Here is a 24,420-nt window from a genome sequence, read left to right on the forward strand (position 1 = left end):
AACGGGTGAAGGCGCGAAAGCATCATTGTCCGCTTTTGATTACATTATCCGTTCAGGTCAATAATTTTAAATCAATATCGGCAAAAGCCAGTCTTTATGACTGGCTTTTTTATGCTGCCAATTTTATTTTAAAAGTCTTCCTATCACGTGCTTATGTCAAATCAAACGCAGAAAAAAACACCTGTCCGCTGCCCCCATTGTTTTAGACCTGCTGATCAAGAGTAATTTATAAACCCTAAGTTTGTTTCAGCTCCTTTTAAACGCCTGTTTCAGCTAGGCATTCTCCTTGCACCTAAATCAAGTTGACTTGATTTGCAAAGATAAATGCAGATTATTTCAGCACAGCCGATATTTGTAAGATTTTTTTAAATCATGTCTGCATTTTAATATGGAAAAACATGATTTTAGAAACAATAGGGCCATTCCAAATTCACTGTGACTAATCAGTGTGACGTTCAAACCTTGTCTATCTGCATTTCATCAAATATGATAAATAGTCGGTCATTAAAAGATGACTGAAAATAAAAACAACAAACGTTGTCAGGAAAACAAGGAGAAGAAAATGCACTATCAGTATCACTGTGCCTGCTGCAATAAAGTTGTTGCTTCTACTGACAAAGAATGTGCCAATTGCGGCTCTCACACGATAAAAAGCCCATACGGATTCTGGATTTTTTGTATTTTGACCTGCCTTATTGCAGCAGCCGTATTTAAAACAGTCCATGTGTACCTGCAAGACCATCAGGAAGTACCGGTACAGCAATCACTGTTTGAGGTTCTGCAGCAAGACAATAAAACTGCCGATAAATAGCAGCTATTTAGTTTTAAGGTTCAGGACCAAAGCCCGAAACTATTTTCAGGCTTTGGTTCATTCATAGCATCTGCAGCTGCTACGACTCAACACAGCGTATTAAAGACGAAAATCATTACATGCCATCAGTATTCTTTTTCATTTAACTGCACCCAAGTACTCAAAGTCGTTTAAAATAGCCCGCTAAGCCACAGGGTATAAATATGGTTCAATTGATTAAAAAGGGCGGCTTGCGTGAACGCGCTAACCGCAGCCGAAGCTATAAAGGCTCGGAAAATACTGAAACAACCTTAAAACCAAACCGTTACCGTACTGATGAAAAAAAAGAGGAACCCGCAGCTTCCTCTCCTCACCTGAATCCATCTGAATCTAAAGCATCTGACACAAATCAAGCATAAAACATTTTGATGGCGTCATACCAAAGCCAAACAGCAAAGACTAAAAACAGTCCGCCCGAGATAATATCGATATAACTGCCTGCTCGCTGATACAGCACTTTAATTTTTGGCATTGAGACAATCATCATCAGCAGGCTGAATACCAGAAACGTCTGTATCGGAATAATAAAGGCCAATTGAGTTTTTAAATCCGAACCCGCAGATGAACTCAAAGCCAAAGAAAACACACTGCTGAAATAAATCAGTGTTTTAGGATTAGATAAATTGGTCAATAAGCCCTGTAAAAAGTAATTCTGAGGCTTTTCAAGTTCCTCTGAACTGTCCAAAGCCACTTCTTGCTTGAGCAATTCTAAACCGCCGTTCAGCATGCCCCAGCCCATTTTCGCCAGAAACAATCCGCCAACCATCATCAAAACTTGCTGAATCCATGGAAATTGCTCCACCAATACAGTAAAGCCCATTAAAGTGAGGACAACCCAAACCACAATTCCCGCAGAAATGCCTGCAATAATTTTTAATGTATTGAGTCGGGTATTCGAAGCCGCGCTTTTTGCAATAAGCAATACATCTGGCCCTGGGCTAAGCTGCGCCACAAAATGCAGCAGGCAAATGGTCAAAAGAAGTGACATAAAGGCAGAGAAGAAATAATAAAAATCACATTATATCGATTGTTCAAATCAAATGTGCAGGCAGATAGAATTTTGGGAATAAAAAAGCCAAATCGTTTGATCCGGCTTTTCATCACTTCAATTTAATCACTTTAAAAAATCATTTTGGTTGAATATCTTTCATTTCAATTTTCTTCGCTTCTGGCGTCACTTCACGAGCTTCACCATCAATCACGCTGGAATCTCGGCTGCCGCCCTGCTGATTCTGCATGTCCTGCATTTGGCGCATCATATCTGCAAATGGGTTTTGGCCCTGAGCGCCGCCCATGCCATTCATATCTCCCATCATGCCGCCCATCATTTTTTCCATCATCGCTTGCTGACGCTTCATCATCACATTCATCATAGCGGCTTTTAATGCATTTTGCACGGGCGGAATTAAAATCAGGACTGCCAGCAGATCAGAAATCAAACCTGGAACCATCAATAGAAAACCAGCAATAATCTTAGGCAAATTACCTGAAAGCGCTGGATCTGCACTCATTTGACCAGCTTGCATTTGCTGCATTTGAGGCATTAAGCCTGATGCATGCTTGCGCACGATATTCAGTCCGATGAAAAAAGCAGCAATAAACCAGAAGAATACATACCACATGCTGCCAACGAGGTCGCCCACGCCGATCCATACAAAGACTTCAAGAATTAAGCCCGCAAGGACAATTAGAAATAATTTCATGAAAACTAATCAAATCTCTATTAAATAAATAAGGTGCATCAATCAAGCGCTTAATCCGTATCAAGCTTTTTTGATCCGCTTATGTAACAATATGGGCGTTATTCAATTTTTAAAGGGTCAGCATGTCATTAATTATCGGTATTGACCCGGGTTCCCGCCTAACAGGATATGGCATTATTGAACATGAAGGCTCTAAACTGCGTTTTGTAGATGCCGGCACCATCCGCACTGAAACGGCTGAAATGCCGGAGCGCTTAAAGCGGATTTTTGCGGGTGTAGACCGTATTGTGAAATTTCATGGGCCGACTGAAGCCGCAGTTGAACAAGTCTTTATGGCGCAAAACCCTGACTCTGCATTGAAATTAGGGCAAGCGCGCGGAGCAGCCATTGCAGCATTAACTAATTTAGATTTACAAGTTGCAGAATATACGGCACGTCAGATCAAGCAATCCGTTGTCGGTTATGGCGCAGCCGATAAAGAACAAGTGCAGATGATGGTCATGAAGCTGCTGAATTTAGAGATTAAACCGCAGCAAGATGCCGCCGACGCCTTAGCTGCTGCCATCTGCCATGCGCATGCCTCTGGCAGCATGAGTAAAATGGCGGTACTGAATGCCCTTGGCGGTATGGCGCGCGGACGCAGCCGTTACAGCAGCAGACGGCGTTAGGTTTAATTCAGCCGAAACCGCCTTGATGTTCATTTAAGCTTCCGATTTTAGAGCCTGCCTTATTAAAGATATAGGGTAAAATCAGCGCGCATCATTTCTTCAACAGATACTGCTGTTTCTTGGCATTGTATTGATAGCGATGCACAGTATTAACCTGCACTGCTTTCTGCTTTCTGCTTTCTGCTTTCTGCTTTCTGCTTTCTGCTTTCCACCATGATCTTTTAATTCTGTCCCGCTATATTGAATTTCTATATCGTATAAACCGTCATGTTCGCTTTTGTCTGATCCACCGTTTAGCAACTTATACTGTGCCGTCTTATGGTAAGTTTCATCCTCAAGTCATGCCGTTTAGTCACGAATCATTTTAAAGTCAGCAAAACCTGCATTATCCAGCTTTAATTCTGTTTGCTCAATAGAAGCCACATTGGCATGTACAGGCCAAGCCAGACTCAGCTAAAGCATGTGATTCACTTTCAGTTCAGATCCAAGAATGACCGCCTCAACGTCACCGCTGGATAAATTCTTTACATAGCCTTTCAGCCCCAAATCCAAGGCTTGCTGTTCAAACCAGCGCCTCTTGAACTTTGCCCTGAATCCGCAGTTTTAAAGCTTGTATAAACGGCCTGCCTTTCATCAATGCTATAAATTAACAGCATGATATACTGCTTGCGCCATATCCTGCGCCTGCAGGCCACGCATGCCCCGCTGCGCCAAATAGTCACCTGCCAAAGCATGCAGATTGACAATTTCGTGCAAATGGATCGTGTCATGAAATTGCGCTTTTAAACTGGAAATCATGCCTGCCAGCACATCGCCCATACCGCCTGTCCCCATGCCGGCATTGCCTGCGGTGCAAATCCACAGCTCATCTTCCAAAATCAGGCTGCCTGCACCTTTCAGCACCCATTGACCTGCATATTTTTCCTGCAGCCAATGAATGGCCTGCATACGGTCTGCTTCAACTTCCTGCGTTGAGATGCCTAACAGCTTTGCAGCTTCTCCTGAGTGCGGTGTGGCATAACTGTACGCTTTCAGCTTTTCTGGAAATTCGGCAAGGAACCACAAAGCATCTGCGTCTAAAACCGCTTCCACAGTTGACTGCTGAATCAAAGGGAACCACGTTTTAAATTGCCGCTCTGCCCATGCATCACGGCCCAAGCCCATACCGAAACTGACGGCATCTGCATGCTCCAGCAAAGCCTGAATATCCGCGGCAGATAAGGCATTAATATCGCGCAGCATAATATTTGGCGCACGGGATAAAATTGCAGTATGGTGTTTTGCATCGCATACACAGGTCACTTTGCCAGCGCCTGCGTGAAATGCGGCTTCTGCTGCCATAATAACAGCGCCCCCCATAGTGGCATGGCCGCCAGCAATTAAAACATGGCCATAGCTGCCCTTATGCCCAAAGGCCTGCCGCTGCGGCAATGAAATTTTATTTGGAGAAATTCGCGCAATCGGCTGCAATTTTTCATCCGCCGGAATGACATCAATAACCTGCACTTTCCCGCAGAATTCTTTGCCCTGCCCCGTGAACAAGCCAACTTTTAAACCTAATGCGGTAAACGTATAATCCGCTTTTACTGCACAAGGCAAAGGCTGGCCGCTATCGGCCTGCAAACCGCTTGGAATATCAACAGCAATCTTCAAACCCTGCCGCCCATTAATCTTTTGGATGATGCTCTGCCAGCCTGTATTTAATTCCCGATTCAGTCCAATGCCAAATAAAGCATCTATATAGGCATCATATTCAGAAATAAAGTTAAAATCTGAATAAATGGTTAACCCAGCCTGCTGCGCTTCTGCTGAGGCTAGATGCAAATCTTTAGACGCCCCCAATTCGGCCTCGTAAATATCAACATTGAAGCCCGCTTGAGTTAAATATTTTGCCGTGAGATAGCCATCGCCAGCATTATTGCCCTGACCGCAGCAAACCGCTATGCGCTGAATGCCTTGCTCATGAAACATTGGAATTAACCGCTGCGCAATAGTCCATGCAACTTGCTTCATTAAGCCATAAGAACTGTTTTGCTGACTAAACCAGCGCTGTTCCCATGCTTGAATACTTTGGCTATGATAAACTTGCGGCTGCATTCTTCTTCCTTCCAAATGGTTTATGGCAACTTCTGCTCAGTCAAAAATTCAACTTAATCAAGATGATTCCGAGTCACTCAAGACTTGGATTAAAGCCCAAGCTTTAGCTTTGGGTTTTTCTGATTGTGTCATTGCCAAACCGGATGCTCAAGAAGAATTACCGCGTTTTAAGGAATATTTGAAACGCGGCTATCATGGCGATATGAAATTCTTAGAAGAAAACCTAGAAAAACGCGCTGACCCAACGTTGCTCATCCCTGGGACAAAAAGCATCATTTGCGTACGCATGGACTACCTTGTAGAAACACCTAAGCCCCGGTATGTGCCGCATCAGCCTAATGCGGCGATAATTGCCCGCTATGCGCGCGGCCGTGATTATCATAAAGTCATGCGTGGACGCCTGAAAACATTAGCTTCCATCATTCGCGAAAAAGTGGGCAATTTTGAGGCGCGCCCGTTTGCCGATTCTGCGCCGGTGTTTGAAAAATCTCTGGCTGAAAATGCAGGCATGGGCTGGACAGGCAAACACACCTTGCTCATTCATAAAAAATCGGGCTCATTCTTTGTGCTCGGTGAGTTATTCACCTCTTTAGATCTGCCTTTTGACAGCCCTGCCACCAAGCATTGCGGTTCCTGCACCGCCTGCATCGATATTTGCCCCACACAGGCTATTGTTGAGCCGTACATGCTGGATGCCCGCAAATGCATAGCTTATTTAACCATTGAATACAAAGGCATCATTCCTGAAGAATTGCGCAGAGGCATTGGCAACCGGGTATTTGGCTGTGATGACTGCCAGCTCATTTGCCCTTGGAACAGCTTTGCCAAAAAAACAGCCATTGAAGATTTTAATCCGCGCCATGGTTTAGACCATTTGAACTTACTGGACTTATGGCAATGGGATGAAGAGACCTTCTTATCCTGCACAGAAGGCAGCCCTATCCGCAGAACAGGCTATCAAAGCTTTATGCGCAACATTGCCATTGGCCTAGGCAATGCAGATTATTCAGATGAAATTTTGTGTGCATTGCAGCAAAAGCGTGTCCTGCATGATGAGATTGTGCAAGTCCATATTGATTGGGCAATTGCGGAACAACAGGCTAAAGCCCTATAGTTTTTACGGTTCTTGCAGACATCTTGCTTTATCCAGTTTAAAGTCAAGTTTGCAAAATTTTAAAACCGAACTTGCCAGTTATCTGCAAAGTTAAAATTAATAAAAAAAACTTTGCAGTGATTTTTCAGAAAAATAGCTAACTTTGCAGCCAAATATACAATCTTATATTTCCATATTTATGCATCTTTAATCGATAGATACTATCAAAGTTGACATATATTGCCTTTGGAAATGGCATGCTTTCTGTATGATAAACAGCACAAGATAACAATGATGATGGACAGCAATCATGAACTTACGTAATGACTGGGCTCGTGAAGAGATTCAGGCTTTATATGAGCAGCCTTTTTTAGATCTAGTGTTTGAAGCGCAGCGCGTACACCGTGAACATTTCACGGCTAATGCCATTCAGGTCAGCACATTGCTGTCTATCAAAACCGGGAAATGTCCGGAAGACTGCAAGTACTGCTCACAGTCAGCGCGCTACGATTCAAATCTAGAAGCAGAAAAGCGCATTGCTGTGGATAAGGTTATTTCAGAAGCCAAAGAAGCGATAGCTTCTGGCTCTTCACGCTTTTGTATGGGCGCTGCGTGGCGCAACCCGCATGAACGCGATATGCCTTATGTTTTAGAAATGGTTAGAGAAGTCAAAGCCCTAGGATTGGAAACATGCATGACTTTAGGCATGCTGAACCAGTCACAGGCAGAACGTTTAAAAGATGCAGGCCTAGATTACTATAACCACAATTTAGACACTTCGCGTGAATATTATTCACACATCATCAGCACCCGCACATTTGATGACCGCTTGAATACACTCGAATATGTCCGCGGTGCTGGGATGAAAGTCTGCAGCGGCGGTATTGTCGGCCTGGGTGAAAACCGCAATGACCGTATTGGGCTATTGCAGGAATTAGCAACACTGCCGATTCACCCGGAATCTGTTCCGATTAATATGCTGGTGCCTATTGACGGCACACCGCTGGCTGACGTAGAAAAGCTGGATGTCACTGAGTGGATCAGAACCATTGCTGTAGCGCGCATTATTATGCCTCAAAGCTACATCCGCCTTTCTGCTGGACGTGAATCCTTGTCCGATTCAGATCAGGCCCTAGCATTTATGGCAGGCGCCAACTCTTTATTCTCCGGCGAAAAACTGCTGACTACGCCAAATACCGGCGCAGGCAAAGATAAACAGCTGTTTGACAAGCTTGGATTAGTTGCAGAAAAAGCTAAACCCAATGCCGCATCACTTTCTGTAGATGCTATGGCAGTCTAATTAGAAAATTGATAAATAAAGCCTCGAATAATGGGGCTTTATTTATGTCTGTTCATTGACAGTCTGACCCCATATTAGGGCTTTGCAAAATTATGCGCTGTAATTAAAATGCCGTAATTGGCATTTAGATAATCGCCTTCCTTGATGATGTCTTGCCCATTGGCATGCATCACGCACAGTTCCTTTTGCAGCGCATCATAGTGAAATGAATCAAAACAGTCTTGATGGCAGCAAAGCCAAGCCAATGTATCTTGAAGCTGATCATCGACAACATAGGTATCAGCCAAAAAGTCTTTAGACATATAAATATTTAAAATTTGTATCAGATATTGGTATTTTAAACACTTTCTATATAAGCGGAAAGTTCAAATAAAAAAGTGAGCTTTCGCTCACTTTTTTTATTTTGACACACCGCACTTGCGGCATTCCTTGTGTGCACCAATTTCTTCCATTTGCTCATATTCATAAATATGCATGCAGAAAAATTTTCTAAATAATTGAAGCATGTTGTTAAAACTCCTGTTTAATTTTTAAGTTTGCTTCTTCAATATTTCTTCCTGAAATACAATGACACCTTTAAACGATCTCATACATATTTATTAACATATTTTTCTTTTTAGTCAAATAACTTTCATCTGAATTAAGCCGAATTTTAATGTATACATATCGACATTTTTTTAATGTAAATGATATTTTATTGACAAATTTGTTGCACAAATACTTCTTAAAAATTATCATAGTTCTGCAATGTTGAACTTAAAATCTTAGAAAGATTATTTAAAACAATTATTTTAAAACATTGCAGATAACAAAAGTTTTAGCATAAAACCAAATACATATTGAGCAAGACATGACAACCTATTTAATTAGTCTAGAGCAGCGTACTAAACGTGAACTTTCAAGCCTTGAAAAAAAGATCATTCAACTTAGCTCACACTCCCCATTAATCCCGCTTAAAGGCATTTGGATGATTCAAACGGATTTAACAGCAGAACAAGTGCGCGACGAACTGTTAATTCATATCCATGCGAAAGATGCGCTGCTTGTGATCCGTATCGATGCCGATAATTGGGCATCATGGAATGTGCATAAAAATACTGAAGTTTGGCTGAATCAAGAAGCGGTGTAGCTCCTTATAAAATACCAACGAACTCATTATTTTTTGAATGCTCTTAGCTATCAACAATAAATATATAAAATAAGGCGCAATTAAATTGCGCCTTATCAGCTATAAACCGAAAACACCCTAATCTATTTTTAAGGAGCAGTATTCGTTCTTAATTTATCGCGCAACTGTCCAACTGTGTTTCCAATAGCATCGTATACATTTCTATGAGTAGAATTTTGATTTGTATTCTCTGTACCTCGTGTATCATTCTGCGTTAAAGTTTCAGTAGCTTGGCGAACTTGCCCTGGCACCCTTGTACCCTTATACGCATTCCTATTGTTTTGGATCTGGCGCAGATCACTCGAGTCTGCACTTCCTTCTCCACCGAGTTCAAAGCCAGATTTGCTGTCTTTTTTGGTCGTCGATGTCACTTGAACCGCAGAAGTGTCAGTTTTATTAATTGAATTATCTTCAACCGCTTTGCCTTTACTATTCACCGATTTAAATTTGACATTTTCCATGCTTAAAGTCGGTTGCGATGAAGCTGTATCACCGGAAGACGCTGGCTGGGCAGCCACAGGGGCTCCCAGAAGCGCTTTGTCATTCGAAGATTCTATAGCAGGTATTTTCACTTCAGTTTGCTTGGCAATAATCACCGGTGCACCATCATGGATAATGGCTTTACCGTCCGCATTTCTAGCCAGTTCTGGACGGGAAACCAACTGAGAAGCAGACGCAAGACTGACGGGACTCGCTGCGTCCGCATTTAATGTCGCTGCTGTATTGGCTGCGGGTGCACTGACCTCAAAACGATTAGCCGTAATTTCAGAACCGGTATACTTGGTTGAGTTATTTTTCGCAATATCGAAACTGGCAGAAACTCCGCCTGATTTATGGGTAGTATCAGTTGCTGATGTACCATCAGCTCTCTCCACTTTACGAGTCACATTTTCGTTTGGATTTGTTGTTGATCTGCTTTTTTGTGCGTTTTCAAAACCTACCCCGACACCAAAACCGGTTGAATTGCTGGTGCTGGTGCTCTCAGCTGCAGTAAATGCTGTACTGTTCGCTTGAACAGATACATGATTACCCGTTAATGCCGTGCCTTCAAAATTTGCCTCGTTTGCTCTGACCGTAATATTTCCGGCTGCTTTTAAACCGCCTACAACTGCCGTAGATGATTTGGCATTACTTTTGTTTTGACCATATTCAGCGCCCAGCTCTATATCTGGCACACCTTTTAAATCCACACCCACTTTTGCATTGACATCGACCTTACGGCTAGCAGAACTAGACTCATGTGTATCATGCACCGCGTTATAAGTCAGTTTAGATGCATCCAAATTGATGCCGCCGCCAGTCGAATTAAACTGCGTGCCGTTCAGCTGTGTTTCACCGCTGGAAATTGAGGTGATATTCCCGCTTGATGTAAATGAGGAACTTCTTGCCTGCGTATCTTTACTGTCAACTTTGGAAGACTCCATACTGTATTGCGCAGAAACACCTACAGCGACTTTCGTACTCTTCGTTCCATTTGAAGCAGACTCTCTTGCACCGCTGGATTGCGTGCCCGTGCCAGTAGAAGCTGTTGCCCCTAAACTTGCTTGTGCTGATACATTTGCACTCGCACCAGCTTCCGCATACACGCCCAGTCGGGCCTCATGAGATTGACTATTACTATGGAAAGTCTGGCTATCATGTACAGCTTCATCTTTAATCGTTGCAGCACTTTGATAAATGCTGCCGGCATTGACTTGTGTCGCCTGGTCCAAAATTTCATTTTCAGCGATGCGGACAAAACTGCCTGTTGCTTTAAAGTTATTCCCTTTATTGGTCACGGTATCATAGGACTGCTCATTGTTTTCAATGGCTGTTCTTAAACCCGCACCCACTTCTGCAGATACGCCTGCCGATGCAGATGCACCTGCGCTGAGCGGATTGATGTTGGTTGCATCTGCCGAAGCGCCGGCTTGCGCGCTGGCTTGAGCAGAGACACTTCCACTGAGATAAACCCCTGCCAATTTGCTTGAACTGGTACTGGTTTCACTATGTGTATCCTGTACAGCCAGGTTTTTAATATTTTTTGCTTCAATTCTTAAAGCTGCCGGAGCCCCAACAGGTTTACCATCTTTATCCCATTGACCTGCCTGCACATCAGCACCTTGGAAAGTTGCTGTATCTGTCACTTTTATGAGCATATCTGAACCAGATTTCAGACTTGAATTGGAATGCGTCAAGCTATTCATGGTTTCATTTTGATGCTCTGTCTTCGCACCAAATGTTACTGTGCCGTTGGCTTCCGCGCTGGCGCCTGCATTAACGCCCAAGGATGCCCCATTGACACCCACCTTGCCGCCAGCTTGTGCTCCTGCTTGAGCGCTAGCATCCCCTTCTGCAAAAATACCGACAGAGGTACGCTTTACATCACGCGAAGCATAGCTGGTATTTTTTCCAGCTTCGACCAGCAAATTCTTGGCAGCAATAGCCAATTTACCGTCCACATCAACATTCGAGCCTCTAACATTCACGGTATTGTCAGACATAATGGCCAAATTACCTGCTGATACAATATTAGATGCAACACTGGTACTAGAACCGCTTTTTTCTACAGTTTTAGTTGTCTCTGAAATTTTCAGTGCAGCCTCACCTTTGGCAGAAGCAGAAGCTCCGGCTTGCGCTGTCATCGACAATTTTGTTTTTTCTGCTTTGGCGCTGGCATTGGCTTTAACATCTGGCTCATCCTCAGTTGAAGCACCATACATATTTTGCGTTGCATTACCGTCAAATTTTCCTTTTTTATCTTTCTGGATGCCATCTGCTGCTGCCCCATAAATTGGATTGTCGTTGCTTGCACTGCCTTTAGTGGACTTCAAATAGGTCGAGGTCGTCGTGGTTTTCTCATGACGTTCTTCATCTTTGCCATCCAGAATATCTACGCCAGCTTTTCCTCGAATTAAGCTGGTGCTGGCTTTGTCACGTATGCCGATATTTGAACCTTCAATAATCGCCTTGCCTTCCGAGTCGACAATTAAACTGCCCACACTCAAATTGCTGGCTTTATTGGTGCCTTTAAAATCTGTTGTTTCGACAGTTTCTTTACCCCAAACACCACCACCAACACCTAAGCCGGAACGTGATGTTGAAGTTTTGGTTTCAGTCGTATCCTGATCTGCAAGTAACTTAAAGTCACCGCCAGTTTTCACATACATTAAACCGCCCGCTGTGACATCACTGCCCTTAATGGTCGTATCTTTACCGCTGTCCATGATGACATTGCCGCCCGCTTCTAACACCGAGCCCATATGGGTGACAGAACTGGTAGAGCTGCGGCCGTTTTTAATGCTTTTTGAAGAAGCTTCAGCATCCTGAATAGATAAAATATTAATGTTGTTGCCAGCTTTCAGCGCTAAAGTTTCACCCGCCTTCAGCTTGGCACCGACATTATTAATATCTTTTGCAGCATCCATAACCAATGCACCCTCACTGACAATGCCGGCTACTGCACCTATTGATGTTTTACGGTCTGAATCGGTTCCAGAAGTATGCACTTCGGTAATATTGTTGATTGAGCCTTCTTTAGAGGTCAGGAAGACATTACCGCCTTTAATCTGCGCACCAATATTGTTGATATCCTTCTTCGCATCCGCAACCACCGTGCCGCCGCGAATGGCCGCATTTTTATTGTCTAGAGACTCAACGTCCAAATAGGTCAGATTTTTACCTTCAATTACGGCGCCAGAAGTGCTGATACTGTCTACAGTCGCCTTGCTGAGATAAACTTGCGGCACCAATACTTTTTGACCAGCGACTTCAGTTGCCACCATCCAGACAATGTCTTGTTTTAAGTTGCTGATTTGGTCTGACGTTAATGCTTTGCCGTATTTTAGACCTAAGCCAGATGACTGGTCTGATGCCTGATCAAACAGTTTTTGCATTTGGTCGGCCATAGAACTGTTGGCATAAAGTACGGCTGTGCCTAATGAGGAAATCAGCTGCTGCTGTACCAGATTCATTTCATAGCCATTATCGCCTAAGCGCTTCATGAGCTGATCTGGATTAATACCCAATTTTTCCTGCAAATAATCCGAACCAATCACATTCGAATTTTCCCCATATAACGGGTTCGATTCGACTAAATATTTCGAATTCGGATTTTTTGAGGTAATGTATTGACCATAATCGGAAACTGGTAATGATAAATTGACAGCAGGTGCTTGAGAAACTGGATTAACAGCCTGTATACGTACATCGTCTGTATACTTGGTTGTATCTACTTGTTTTTTAGGTGCTTCCGCATCCGCTTCGTCTTGCGGTGCATCAGCATTTTCTTTTTTATCTGTTGCTGCCTTGTCAATTTGGCAAGTTAGCCCCAAGTTGCTGCATAATTGTTTGTCATTATTTAAAGCCAAATGCTTGAGATTGCTTTCAGATTCATTGGTCAGATTTTTTGCTTTTATAAAAACTGTGTTACCCGTAACACTGGCTTTAGACTGCGCTGTATTACTTTGCCCGTTGTTATCAACTAATGCTTTAAAGCCATCACTTTTAACTTTACTGCGAATCGCATCAATCACATTTTTTACATTATAAGTCACTGTGTAATTATCACCTGATCTATCCTTCACAGTCGTGTACTTATCCATATTGGTATCACGATAAGAATAGAAAATTCCTGATAAACCTTTTATTGCATCAATATAATTATTTGAACGATTATACTTACCGTCACTGTCAATATCATCTAATTGATAGTCGACATTCTTTGTTGAGTCTAATCCAACAACCGCTCCAGCCCTGTTGCTATGATCGGTTAATAATAAATATTTTAACTCGAATAGTTTGTCACGGTATAAATCAATGGATTGGTTGGTGAAATTGCCAGGCCCCTGTATATTCACCGTTCCAGTGCCATTACCCGCACCCGCGGCATAAATTTTAGCGCCTATATTTTTTGAATCATCTACATAGTTAATCGTAATATTACCGTTATTTGCACCGATTTTGGCTTGGCCTATATCTCCATTTAGGTAGTTTTTGATTGTGTCATAGTTAGTTTCAGTACCGGCCTTCACATCTGTGCTCTTTTTCCAGGTTTCCGTGACTACACTTGCTTGTACACCATCGTCACCACCGCCTTTAATCGCAACTTGAGTGGTATAAATAACTGTATTGCTCGCACTATCATAAAAAGATTCATCACCCCAGTCATTATCACTGGTTAAGTACATCTGCGGTGTGTTCCAAGTTTCAGTAATATTAATTTTATTGCCATAGTAGGTCCGTTCATTCACAAACTTTCCACTCAGTTCTAAATTAATATCGCCTTCGTTAACTAAAACATTATAATTATTTTCAAAATCATGACCGTAAACCTCTATCCCTTTTCCTGCCTGCAAATTGCCACCAGAAACCTGAGACTGATTACTGTTCATTTTATTGGATACATTGGTTTTCTTGCTGATTTTATTACCCAGCACCAGATATGCAGCCGCATACACATCACCAAAGTTGGTGATTGTATTTGCATCACTGCGTTGAGTATTAATCAACAAATTATCTAAAGAAATAATGCCTGACTTTGCAGCATTGGTTAAAGCTGCCGCATCAATAAACAAAGTACCGGCAGAATGAATCAGCTTGTTATTTACCAGCTTGGTTTCAGCTGCAATTTTAGATATACCCGAGGTTTTGATCTCATTCTGATTGGTTAAGCTCTTTGCTTTCAAATCGGAATTATACAGATTCACTTTTCCAGTACTGCTGTTGATAAAATCTGCATTGGCATTTACAGCTGCGCTATTCATCGCATTCAGCGTACCTGTATGCTGATAATTATTCGAAAAATTCAATGTCGCAGCATCAATACTGAGCGTACCACCGCTATTATCTAATTTTGCAAAGCTGACTGATGTTGCGAGCGGTGCTACACCATTGCTTTGCACATAAATTTCACCGGCATTTTTTGAAACCAAACCTGTCTGGTTAAAGCTTGTGTTATTGCCCAAATATAAATATGCACCTGAACTGTTTGTCAGGTCTGCTGCCGAAATTTCAGAGCGGTTGTCTGAAGCTTTTAAATTCACATAAACATCACCTGAGTTGTTCAAAGTACTCAAGTTTTTCGCATTTAGTGAGTCATAGATGTAAATACCGGTATTCGATGATGATTTACCCGTATTGGTCAACGCTGTCTGCAAAGAAGTCTTGCCTTCAATTCCTGCTGCATCCGCAGAAATCTGTCCAGCATTGACAATTTTATCTGTCTTTAACAGCAGATTATTGGTACTGATAATTCCTTTACTGCTATTCAGCAGCTGCTGTGCAGTTAAATTCACAGCACCAGTATTTTGATTATTTACCGTGTAAATATAGCCAGTATTATCAATTTTATCTGATGCGGTTAAATTTGCTTGATTCGCTGCATAGATTTCTCCGCTATTGACGATAGCGCTGTCTGCTTTTTTGTCCGCATTAATTTTTACCGTGCTGCCAATAATATTTGCTCTGTTATTCACATCAGACGCGCTGATATTAACAGCTGAAGCATTTAATTTGCCTGCATTGTCCAGCATCTGTGTATTAATATTCAGCTGATTTCCAGCCGAAAGTGAACCATTGTTCACTGTATTGATTTGCGCAGCATCTAATATCAGACTGCCCATAGCAGAAATAACCCCTTGGTTATTAAAATCTGCGCCGTTTATATGCAGGTTTAGGTTGCTGTTTCCAGCAAGAATTGAATTCTGAGTGTTGGTCAGAGCTGCTGTGTTTAGCTCTAAATCCTGATTGGAAATGAGTTTGCCACTATTGTTTAGGCTATCCAGCGTGCCCAGTTCAAATTTGTCTGAAATCAGACTGCCTTGGTTATTTAATTTTTTCAGTTGTGCTTTGGTCAGCTGCTGAGTATTTACCGCACCTGTATTGTTTAAAGTATCTGCGGTAATGTTTAAATCACCTACCGTGGTGACCGAAGCACCAGCAGCGATATTGAGGTTTTTCTGAGCTGAAATCGTCTGATTTTGCGCATAGGTTTTGCCTTGCAAATCAATATCTGCATTTTTAGACTGTAATGCAATCAAAACATTGCTTTCCAGCTGCGCAGCAGTACCTGCTGTCAGATTATTGGCTGCAATTGCAGTCATTGAATTTTCTGCACCGGCATAGCCATCCAGCTGAATTGCATCTGCTGAAAGCTCAATGCTATCCGAACTAAACAGCTGTGCTTGACTGTCTACAGTCAGCTGTTGCACTGCATTTGCATTCAGTTTATGTCCTGCCTGTACTGCGCCAGTTAAACTCATGGCATTTGCTTGCAATGCTAAATTATTTTGCGCATATATAGCGCCAGCCTGCTGAAGAGAATTCACAGCTGTTAGCGTTAAATTGCCAGCTTCCCATAAACCTTTTAAATTCAAGTCTTTTGCATTTACCGTATTTAAATTCAGAACAGAAACAAGGGTTTTGTTAGCGCTGTTCAACGTCCCACCAATGTTAAAATTGGCTGCTGAACTATACATTTGGCCCCAAACATCGGCATTAGAAGCATTGAGCGCAGTATTGTTTAGACTAACAATCAGGCCATTTTCATCTAGAGTGAACTGCTGTGCTTGAATATTGGTATTTGTAGCTGAGGTCTGTGCACTCAGCGCTAGATGATTTGCTTTCAGATCTAAAGCATTACCGGCTTTCAGTTTGCCACCAGCCAATTCCATATTGCCGCTGGCAGAACTTAAAACGACATTATTTTGCACTTCAGCATCTGTATTTTTAAGTTTTAAATCTTGAGCCGTCTGAATAGTTATGTTTTGTGCAGACTTCAGCTGTGAATCCTGCGCGGTGAATGCATTGGATTTCACTTGCAGGTCAGCAGCATCTAGCACTGTATTTTGCAAAGCAATATCTGAATTGGCATTTACTTTTAGCGTATCTTTCGCCTGAATTTTGGCATTATTGGCATTGAACGCCTGACTTTGGATATCTAGGGCACTGCCGGCATACAGCGTACCGCCCGCCACATCCACATTTAATTTTTGCGTGTTAGCTGCACCAATTGAAATATTATTTGCCGTTAATCCGCCTTGAATATTCAATTTTTGTTGCTGGGATGAAGCATTTTGAATATTAATTGTCTGCTTGGCATTAATTTTATTATTCAGCTGAATATCGCCCGCTGCACTCAAGGTGAAGTCTGCGGCGCTGGCAGCTGCATCACCTGCCATACGTACACCTATCCCCAGTTCCGTGGAAATCAGGCTAATACGATTAGCATAAAGACCACCCAGCAAGGTGGAATCAATTGCATACTGTGCAGCTGCACCTGTCCCTGCAATTACAGAGGCTTTCCCTGTTGTGTAGTCATATGCATTGGCGCCTGTCACCGCTTCCAGCTGCTGTGCATTGACTTGTCCATCAATACTTAGGTTTCTGGACAGCAAACGAAGCAAGCCCGCGCTGTTGGCATTCAAACCATTGCCAGCAATAGAAATATTGCCTTGTATAATGTTAAAACCAGTAATGTTTCCGTCAGCGCTAAATTTTGGTGTACCTGTCGTTAATGTCGCCCTGTCTGTATTAATAAAACCGCAGCCGGAACAGGTAATGCCGTATGGGTTGGCAAGAATAACGTCGGCTTTTGCCCCCGCAACTTCAATGTGACCATTTAATGCAGAACGGTTGGCACCTGTGACTTCGTTTAAAATCACCTTTGCACTGGTATTTAAATTGGCATTGGTCATGATTTTGCCAGCCAGTTCCGTCATAACGGACAACTGAGATGCTGATTGCGCTGCGTTATTTAAAACCTGGCCGGTTTTATCTACGTTATAGCTGACATAACGGTTGTGAGAAATCCCTGCAGCATTTGCTGTTGCGATATCAATAATTTGCACGCCATTGTTTGCATTGTGAACCTGAGTATTGGTATCACCGACTATGACTTCTGCCAAACTTGACTGTACAAACAACATAGCGGCTAGCGGTGTTAATACCGCAAGAAAATGTGAAACTTGTCCAAAGCCTGTTTCAGCACCAGATTTGCTGCCCGATGTCTTTTTGCCTTTTGAACTTACATTTTCAGCCACAACATCAAATGCTTTTTTTGTTTTATTCCAAATTGTTTTATAAATATGGTTCATTTCAACATCCCCTTAAAATGTTACTGTGGTTGAAAAGAAAAAGTCCGTATCTGGTTTTTCCATAAAATTCGGCTTTAGAACTGGCTGGGTCACAATCAGCTCCAGCGCAACATTTTTGAAATTAAACGCAGTACCTGCACTTACACCTGCCAGTTCCCCAACTTGGCTGGAATTTTCTTTGTTATCCACTTTTCCGTAGTCAAAACCAATATAGTGCCGCGCAATCAACGGGCCATTGCTTAAGCTATATACCTTGTTCAAATTAAGATCATTTTTAAACGAATAGCCGCTGTCGCCGCTGAGCGAGCTTTGGTTAAAGCCGCGTACACTGTACAAGCTGCCAATAGAGTACTGCTCTGAACCATATAAAGTATCCAGTGCATACTGACCTGCAAAATTGGAAGAAAAACTGAAGTTTTGTCCTAAAGCCTGAAATGGCTTGAAATAGCTTAAACCGTAAGTCAATTTTTCAAATTGCGCTTTTGGCATCTCAGCTGGCAAATCTGCTGCATCTTCTAGCGCATTAAACAGTTTTAAACCACGGCTGTAGCCAGCATTGGCATTGACAACGCCAGCCAACAGCATGTCGCTGTAGCTCAGTCCGATATCCAGTACCGACAACTTTCGGCTACTGACATCCAATTTGACGTCTTCTAAAAATGCAGCCGTATCTTTATGGGTCAGACCAATATTTGCTCGCAGCTGATTGTTGAATCCTCGATAAAGCAGGCTGTCCACACGTCCTGTATAAGTATTAGTCTCACCGCTTGAATGCAGCTGGTTAAACTGGGTCTGTAATGTTGAATCATATTCAGACCGTGAGGCATTCAGACTTAAGGTTTGATAACCTAATGGCACTGCATAAAAAACACTGCCGGAAAATGAATCTTGACGATTAGCTTTAAATGGCAATGAACGGTTATAAGAAAAATTCAGTAAATCATTTAAGCCAAAAATATTGTCAATGCCGACACCCAATGCTGCCTGATTGCGTCCGGTTGAATCCTGCCCTTTGTTGTCATAACTGAAATAGCCGTTCCAGCGTTTTGCAGGTTCATTGTCAAAAACCGCAATGCTTTCGCCGGTTCTTTCTCCCGGATAAATATTCATGGTGGCATGGTTGGATTGAAGTTTATTAATTTGATCCAGCGCCTGTTCCAAATCTCTTAAATTTAACGGTTTACCTTCAGCACCAATAATGGCTGTTTTTAATGACATTGTGCCTTTAGCACGTTCAGTCAGCTGCAACTGGCTTAATTTTCCTTCCTCAACACGCAGTTTAAGCGTACCTGTTTTCAAGTCCTGTTCCGGCAAATAAAAACGCGCTGCCGCATAACCTTTGCTTAAATACAACGCGGTTAATTTGCCCATAATGTCTTCAATACGCTGAGCATCTATACAGCTGTTTTCATATGATTGTGTGACTTTGTGTATTTCACGCTGCGCAATAACAGCAACGCCCTCTACATGAATTGCGGTAATATTTAAACATGGCCCTTTTTCTATGTTTTTAGGCGCGGGCGGTACAATTTCAATACGTGAAGGTGCTTTTGAAGATTGAAGAAGCTGCTCTTGCTCATAGCGCAAGCGGTCTTGTAAATTTTGCTGTATCCTCTCATTTTCTTGTGCTGCTAAATCTATTTCAGATATAGCTGCATGAATACCCTGAGAAGCAGCAACAAGCACGCTCAACATCACCCGCTTTGAATAAAAGTCCATATATTTCCCCAATTGAATAAATGACAGCAAAATTCTTCTTTAACTGCGCCATCACACTAGCGATGAGAAAATAGCGTTTAATTTTCTTTTTTTATATAACTGAAAATAGGGATATTACATTGATATCAATCATTATTTATCCAGTCAAAATTCAAATATTACGAATGAAGTCAATATATTAATTCAAATAAAGTTGATTCTTCTCTATTCTTCAAATTTGCGAATTTCATCGGATTTTTATAGCTACATAAGAAAACTACCCATTTTCATTCAGCCTTTTATGGTTCATAAAAGAAAATACCCTAAATTTATAATTTAATTTTTATAGTGCTAAGCATTTCGCTGGATAATTCGTTAAAATAATTAATATATTAACCAATATTAAAGAAGTTTGTGAATTTCAATAACATGTTCCTGTCACTTCGCTACCATAATTTCCGCAATTACTTTATTGGCCATGCACTTTCTACCTTAGGAACATGGATCCAGCAAGTCAGTTTGGCATGGATTATTTATGAATTAACCAACTCGACTGCGCTGCTCGGTATCATTGGCTTTTGCTCACTCATTCCTCAGTTGTTTGTCAGCCCTTTTGCAGGCGCTTGGATTGATAAAATCGACAAACGCAAGACTTTGATCTTCATTCAAATTTTGCTGTTCTCCCAAGCCATCTTATTGGGTATTGCCTATCATTTTCACTGGCTCACTCCGTCTATGCTGATTGGACTTTCCTTACTGCTAGGCATACTGAGCGCTATTGATACCCCGCTGCGTCAATCCTTACTGAGTCTGATCATTGAAGAAAAAACTGCACTGCCCAATGCACTCGCCTTAAATGCAATGGTTTTTAATGCTTCACGTTTTGTTGGCCCGCCTATTGCTGGACTCTTGCTGGCCACAATTGGCGCCGAATTATGTTTTTATTTAAATGGCCTGTCTTACTTAATCTTGGCTATTGCCGTTTTGTGCATGAAACAGGTTAAATCTTCTATAGCGCAAGGAAACATGAAAAATGTGCTGAAAGAAGGCTTTGAATATGTGTATCAGCACAGTGTTTTTAAATATTTAATGCTGACCGTATTTGTACTGAATATGACAGCTTCCAGCTATGTGGCGCTGCTGCCTGTCTATGCAAAAGATATTTTGCTAGGTGATGAAAAAACGCTGGGAATACTTTGGGGCGCAGCGGGTATTGGTTCACTGCTCTCCTCCATGCTATTGGCTGGTCAAAAAAACTTTAATCGCGTACATGCACAAATTTTACTGAATATTTTATTTTGCGGTGCAGGCCTGCTGCTATTGGCCCTGTCATCTAGTTATATGCTCCTGATGCTCGCCATGTTCCTATTGGGCTTTGGCATTTCTACATCCAATATTTCCACCAATATTATTTTACAGCAAGATGCGCCGGAATCTTTGCGCGGCCGTGTAGTATCCATTTACACATCCACCCGCTTTGGCTTTGATGCGCTGGGCGGACTCTGTGCAGGCTTGCTGGCCAGCCTCATTGCGCCGCAAAATGTAATGCTGATCTTTGCGCTTATTTTACTCGCTTATGCACTGTTCAATTGGCTGCAGATTTATCCGCGCATAAAAAAAGCGCCTCATTAATCAGGCGCTTTTCTTTTACAGTCCGAACTAGTCTTGCTTTAAGCTTTGCACCTCTTTCAGCAGCTCCATGAGCTGCTTCATTTTTTCTTCGCCTAAGCGGTCCTGAATTTTTTGATAGCGGCTTTCCATGCGTCCGCGCATTTGACTGAAAATCTTCTCGCCGTCTTCACTTAAAGAGATAAATGAAAAGCGCTGATCGGTATCTGAACGGCGGCGGACAATTAAGCCGGTTTCCAGCATACGGTTAATAATTCCCGTAAGGCTTGGCTTTAAAATACACGCTTTGTCCGCCAGTGTTGTACTGTCCAGTTCCTGATATTGCGCCAGTGTCCGGATAATTCGCCACTGCTGTTCGGTTAGACCCATTTCGTTTAATTCAGGACGAAAATGGGTCATGAGTGCTTCTCGGGCTTCCAGCAAAGCCAGCGTCAAAGATGGACGGATATTTTTCATATAGGCGATGGCATAAATATTAATATATTAACTATTCTACCAACATTATGAAAAATTAAAATGATAATGGGTATTCGATGATGACTCGTAATTCATCAATATCATTATAGCGGTAGCCATCTACAGCACGGTGTGTCGCTTGGCGCAGTTTAATATCCATGCCTTTGGCAAAGCCTGCAGGCACTTTATAGGCCAGCTGAATATCACGTTCCCAATGGGTTGTGTCTATATTTGTGTCATAAACATGGCGCTTTGTGTAGTAAGGATTATTGCTGCGGCTATTATCAATATCCCAGCCATAAATATAACGCGCCATTAAGCTTAGGCCTGGCAGACCATAGGGAGCAAAATCAGCTTCATATTTAATTTGCCAAGATTTTTCATTGGCTTCAGAGAATGTAGCAAACTGAGCTGCATTTAAAATAGATGAGTTTCCGCCAATAGTAGAAAAGCCCACCCAGTCAAAAGGCTCATTGCCAAACACCTGCTGATACCCTGCAGAAAGCGTATGATTTTGATATTGATAGCCCAGCAACGCTGATGCGATATGCGCATCAATATCTCCGCCTATTTTTTTACCTGTATCATTATTGCTATAACCCGCAAAGGCTGCTTTGATTTTCTGATCAGGATCGTGCAGCGTTTTTTGATAAGTTGCACCTAAAAAATACTGATTCCAAACATCTTCAAGCTCAGAAGCATAAACCGTTACAGACCCTGCCGGCAGTTTATATGTGCCGCCTAAATAGCTGATGCTGTCAGCCTTGATGCCTGCCGCATAGTCCGTGGTGAAATAATTCAAATCATGCGTTGAATCCAATGGATTCATGCTGTAAAAATAACCGGCATTCACCACCAAGTTATTCAGCGTTTTATCTTGCAACGACACACCTGTAGATACTGTTGGCAGCAAGCGCACTGTACTGGTTGCAATTACAGGTACATTTGGAAACTGATTACCATAAGTCAGTACTGTGTCTTTATATTTAACTTTGACTGCACCGCCAACTTCACCATAAGCATCTCTGGTTTCGCCAGTTTTAGGGTCAAAGGTAATTAAATTGGTACCCGTCTTATATTCGTCACTATAGAGCTTAATACCCGCCATACCGTAGGCGTCAAAACCAATTTGCACTGCGCCATCGGTAAATCCAGAGCTGTACTGACCAATAATGCCATGCGCCCACTCACTGCGATAACCTTCTCGTTCGGAAACAGGCAGCTGTGAATTTGCGCCAGATGGATTAGAACCGCCATTTCTAAAATCACGATAAAAGTAAAAATTACGATTCATTAAATCAAATTTACCATCTTCAAAAATATTATTGGCAAGAATTTCTGGTGATAAAGGCATGAGCATCCCTATCACCAGTGAAACTTTCACTGGTGTATTCATTAAATTGTCCTTAATTTAAATATTGAATGAGGCTGTTATTTATCGCTGACAAATACAGCTTTGGCAGGAATCAGGAAGATCATAATCAGTGCGGCAACAACCATCACTGCAGCAATACTGAGTAAAGCGCCTGCATTGGTTCCCGTATTTTCACGCATAAAACCAATCAGCCATGGGGCAAATAGTCCGCTCATGGTTGCTAAGGTACTCACCATTGCAATCCCAGCTGGTGCGGTTTTGTCTTTAAGATAAGCTGCTGGCAATGACCAAGCGACCACTACACCGCCACTGAAGCCAAAGCCTGCCAAACCTAAAATAATGAGACGTGTAACCAATCCGCCTTCCCAGAATGCAGCGAGCGCCATCATGGCAGCACCAAATAGCATGCTGATGGCATAGTGCCAACGGCGTTCACGGCGCTTATCCGAACTGCGTCCAACGGTAATCATGCCGACCGCTGCCAATGAAAATGGAATCACCGCGTAAAAAGAAATCTGCGCAATATCGGTCACGCCCATTTCTTTAATCATGGTTGGCATCCAGAAGTTAAAACCATATGAGCCGCAATAAGTTGCAAATGCCAGTGAAGCCAGCAAATACACACGGTAGTCTTTTAAGCAGCTGAGCACTGCTGCACCGCTATGGCTTGAAGCATCTTCTTCAACAGCACCTTTGCGGTCTTCTTGCATAATTTGTTTATGCAGCGCGCGTTCTGAATTATTCAGCCATTTTGATGATTGCGGCTTATCCGTTAAATACAGCAAGCATAGGAAACCAATTAAAATAATGGGCATAGCTTCAAGTGCAAACATCCATTGCCAACCGCCCAAACCATGTACGCCATTCATATGGGTCATGATTAAGCCTGAAATTGGTCCGCCAATAATCGGTGCCGCCAAAGTTGCCAAAATTAAGATGGATGTCACACGGCCGCGCATGTAGCTTGGGAACCAAAAGCTGAGGTATAAAATCACCCCTGGAAAAAAGCCTGCTTCAAAAATACCCAGCAATAAACGCAAAAAATACAGCTGAGATGCAGTGCTGACAAACATGGTGGCTGCAGAAGCTAAGCCCCATAAAATCATAATTCGCGCTAAAGTTTTACGCGCACCGATTTTGCCCATCAGGATGTTGCTTGGAATTTCAAAAAAAGCATAGCCAATAAAGAAAATACCTGCAGCCATGGCGTACTGCGAATCTGTGAAGCCAATAGCTTCCTGCATTTGCAATTTTGCATAGCCAATAGATTTCTTTCATAAGTCATTTTTCACTCAGCTCCAAGTTATAA

17 protein-coding genes and 1 pseudogene are annotated in these 24,420 nt (G+C 42.3%); 8 read left to right on the forward strand and 10 right to left on the reverse strand.

The window, feature by feature from the left end; all coding sequences use genetic code 11:
* The 3 genes from OKC24_RS17210 to OKC24_RS17220 form a co-directional block, all read left to right on the forward strand.
* Positions 1 to 206 (forward strand): hypothetical protein (locus tag OKC24_RS17210; RefSeq protein ID WP_265466049.1); only part of this gene is annotated, 206 nt, incomplete at its 5' end.
* A gap of 356 nt (positions 207 to 562) precedes the next feature.
* A complete protein-coding gene (locus OKC24_RS17215) occupies positions 563 to 811 on the forward strand; it encodes a hypothetical protein (RefSeq protein WP_005010743.1) in 249 nt (82 codons plus the stop codon).
* Positions 812 to 1,014: 203 nt separating this feature from the next.
* A complete protein-coding gene (locus OKC24_RS17220) occupies positions 1,015 to 1,209 on the forward strand; it encodes a hypothetical protein (protein ID WP_130148266.1) in 195 nt (64 codons plus the stop codon).
* On the opposite strand, the gene OKC24_RS17225 is transcribed toward OKC24_RS17220, so the two are convergent.
* A complete protein-coding gene (locus OKC24_RS17225) occupies positions 1,200 to 1,838 on the reverse strand; it encodes a LysE family transporter (protein ID WP_130148264.1) in 639 nt (212 codons plus the stop codon). The genes OKC24_RS17220 and OKC24_RS17225 overlap by 10 nt on opposite strands.
* 139 nt (positions 1,839 to 1,977) lie before the next feature.
* Positions 1,978 to 2,553, reverse strand: a complete 576-nt coding sequence (locus OKC24_RS17230) for an FxsA family protein (RefSeq protein ID WP_131277454.1) — start codon at positions 2,551 to 2,553, stop codon at positions 1,978 to 1,980.
* 122 nt (positions 2,554 to 2,675) lie between these two features.
* Between OKC24_RS17230 and ruvC the strand changes: the two genes are divergently transcribed.
* The gene (gene ruvC, locus OKC24_RS17235) at positions 2,676 to 3,221 is read left to right on the forward strand and encodes a crossover junction endodeoxyribonuclease RuvC (protein WP_005010753.1); all 546 of its coding nucleotides are present in this window, start codon (positions 2,676 to 2,678) and stop codon (positions 3,219 to 3,221) included.
* A gap of 348 nt (positions 3,222 to 3,569) precedes the next feature.
* Here ruvC and OKC24_RS17240 read toward each other — a convergent pair.
* Together OKC24_RS17240 and OKC24_RS17245 are read right to left on the reverse strand one after the other, a co-directional pair.
* A pseudogene (locus OKC24_RS17240) lies at positions 3,570 to 3,855 on the reverse strand (acylphosphatase).
* Positions 3,856 to 3,860: 5 nt separating this feature from the next.
* The gene (locus OKC24_RS17245) at positions 3,861 to 5,318 is read right to left on the reverse strand and encodes an NAD(P)H-hydrate dehydratase (RefSeq protein ID WP_131277457.1); all 1,458 of its coding nucleotides are present in this window, start codon (positions 5,316 to 5,318) and stop codon (positions 3,861 to 3,863) included.
* Between the two features lie 22 nt (positions 5,319 to 5,340).
* On the opposite strand from OKC24_RS17245, the gene queG reads away from it, so the two are divergent.
* Entirely contained in the window at positions 5,341 to 6,432 is a 1,092-nt protein-coding gene (gene queG / locus OKC24_RS17250) for a tRNA epoxyqueuosine(34) reductase QueG (RefSeq protein WP_131277460.1), read from the forward strand.
* A gap of 289 nt (positions 6,433 to 6,721) precedes the next feature.
* Positions 6,722 to 7,711: a biotin synthase BioB gene (gene bioB / locus OKC24_RS17255; RefSeq protein ID WP_005010766.1), complete on the forward strand. Its 990-nt coding sequence runs from the start codon at positions 6,722 to 6,724 to the stop codon at positions 7,709 to 7,711.
* Between the two features lie 74 nt (positions 7,712 to 7,785).
* Here the strand turns inward: bioB and OKC24_RS17260 are convergent, their stop codons facing one another.
* Positions 7,786 to 8,013 carry a hypothetical protein gene (locus OKC24_RS17260; RefSeq protein ID WP_131277463.1) on the reverse strand — a complete coding sequence of 76 codons (228 nt, stop codon included), beginning with the start codon at positions 8,011 to 8,013 and terminating at the stop codon, positions 7,786 to 7,788.
* A gap of 548 nt (positions 8,014 to 8,561) precedes the next feature.
* Here OKC24_RS17260 and OKC24_RS17265 point away from each other — a divergent pair.
* The gene (locus OKC24_RS17265; RefSeq protein ID WP_130148250.1) at positions 8,562 to 8,840 is read left to right on the forward strand and encodes a hypothetical protein; all 279 of its coding nucleotides are present in this window, start codon (positions 8,562 to 8,564) and stop codon (positions 8,838 to 8,840) included.
* 128 nt (positions 8,841 to 8,968) lie between these two features.
* On the opposite strand, the gene OKC24_RS17270 is transcribed toward OKC24_RS17265, so the two are convergent.
* Both OKC24_RS17270 and OKC24_RS17275 read right to left on the reverse strand, forming a co-directional pair.
* A complete protein-coding gene (locus OKC24_RS17270) occupies positions 8,969 to 17,953 on the reverse strand; it encodes a two-partner secretion domain-containing protein (RefSeq protein WP_131277465.1) in 8,985 nt (2,994 codons plus the stop codon).
* A 12-nt stretch (positions 17,954 to 17,965) separates the two neighbouring features.
* Positions 17,966 to 19,672 carry a ShlB/FhaC/HecB family hemolysin secretion/activation protein gene (locus OKC24_RS17275; RefSeq protein ID WP_131277468.1) on the reverse strand — a complete coding sequence of 569 codons (1,707 nt, stop codon included), beginning with the start codon at positions 19,670 to 19,672 and terminating at the stop codon, positions 17,966 to 17,968.
* A 393-nt stretch (positions 19,673 to 20,065) separates the two neighbouring features.
* Between OKC24_RS17275 and OKC24_RS17280 the strand changes: the two genes are divergently transcribed.
* Positions 20,066 to 21,283: an MFS transporter gene (locus OKC24_RS17280; RefSeq protein WP_252151925.1), complete on the forward strand. Its 1,218-nt coding sequence runs from the start codon at positions 20,066 to 20,068 to the stop codon at positions 21,281 to 21,283.
* Positions 21,284 to 21,310: 27 nt separating this feature from the next.
* Here the strand turns inward: OKC24_RS17280 and hpaR are convergent, their stop codons facing one another.
* From hpaR to OKC24_RS17295, 3 genes are read right to left on the reverse strand one after another with little or no spacing between them, the layout of a single operon-like run.
* Entirely contained in the window at positions 21,311 to 21,736 is a 426-nt protein-coding gene (gene hpaR, locus OKC24_RS17285) for a homoprotocatechuate degradation operon regulator HpaR (RefSeq protein WP_130148244.1), read from the reverse strand.
* Positions 21,737 to 21,791: 55 nt separating this feature from the next.
* Complete coding sequence (locus tag OKC24_RS17290) at positions 21,792 to 23,132, reverse strand: OprD family outer membrane porin (protein WP_131277470.1); 1,341 nt, start codon at positions 23,130 to 23,132, stop codon at positions 21,792 to 21,794.
* A 35-nt stretch (positions 23,133 to 23,167) separates the two neighbouring features.
* Entirely contained in the window at positions 23,168 to 24,355 is a 1,188-nt protein-coding gene (locus tag OKC24_RS17295; RefSeq protein WP_265466050.1) for an MFS transporter, read from the reverse strand.
* Between the last annotated feature and the right edge of the window lie 65 nt (positions 24,356 to 24,420).

The organism is Acinetobacter entericus (assembly GCF_026168575.1).
Classification (GTDB): Bacteria; Pseudomonadota; Gammaproteobacteria; order Pseudomonadales; family Moraxellaceae; genus Acinetobacter; species Acinetobacter bouvetii.

Coding starts and splice junctions, on each gene's coding strand:
- OKC24_RS17290 (WP_131277470.1), bottom strand. CDS start 23,132: ATGAATACACCAGTGAAAGTTTCACTGGTGATAGGGATGCTCATGCCT.
- OKC24_RS17225 (WP_130148264.1), bottom strand. CDS start 1,838: ATGTCACTTCTTTTGACCATTTGCCTGCTGCATTTTGTGGCGCAGCTT.
- OKC24_RS17245 (WP_131277457.1), bottom strand. CDS start 5,318: ATGCAGCCGCAAGTTTATCATAGCCAAAGTATTCAAGCATGGGAACAG.
- OKC24_RS17275 (WP_131277468.1), bottom strand. CDS start 19,672: ATGGACTTTTATTCAAAGCGGGTGATGTTGAGCGTGCTTGTTGCTGCT.
- bioB (WP_005010766.1), top strand. CDS start 6,722: ATGAACTTACGTAATGACTGGGCTCGTGAAGAGATTCAGGCTTTATAT.
- hpaR (WP_130148244.1), bottom strand. CDS start 21,736: ATGAAAAATATCCGTCCATCTTTGACGCTGGCTTTGCTGGAAGCCCGA.
- OKC24_RS17230 (WP_131277454.1), bottom strand. CDS start 2,553: ATGAAATTATTTCTAATTGTCCTTGCGGGCTTAATTCTTGAAGTCTTT.
- OKC24_RS17260 (WP_131277463.1), bottom strand. CDS start 8,013: ATGTCTAAAGACTTTTTGGCTGATACCTATGTTGTCGATGATCAGCTT.
- OKC24_RS17295 (WP_265466050.1), bottom strand. CDS start 24,355: ATGCAGGAAGCTATTGGCTTCACAGATTCGCAGTACGCCATGGCTGCA.
- queG (WP_131277460.1), top strand. CDS start 5,341: ATGGCAACTTCTGCTCAGTCAAAAATTCAACTTAATCAAGATGATTCC.
- OKC24_RS17215 (WP_005010743.1), top strand. CDS start 563: ATGCACTATCAGTATCACTGTGCCTGCTGCAATAAAGTTGTTGCTTCT.
- OKC24_RS17220 (WP_130148266.1), top strand. CDS start 1,015: ATGGTTCAATTGATTAAAAAGGGCGGCTTGCGTGAACGCGCTAACCGC.
- OKC24_RS17265 (WP_130148250.1), top strand. CDS start 8,562: ATGACAACCTATTTAATTAGTCTAGAGCAGCGTACTAAACGTGAACTT.
- ruvC (WP_005010753.1), top strand. CDS start 2,676: ATGTCATTAATTATCGGTATTGACCCGGGTTCCCGCCTAACAGGATAT.
- OKC24_RS17270 (WP_131277465.1), bottom strand. CDS start 17,953: ATGAACCATATTTATAAAACAATTTGGAATAAAACAAAAAAAGCATTT.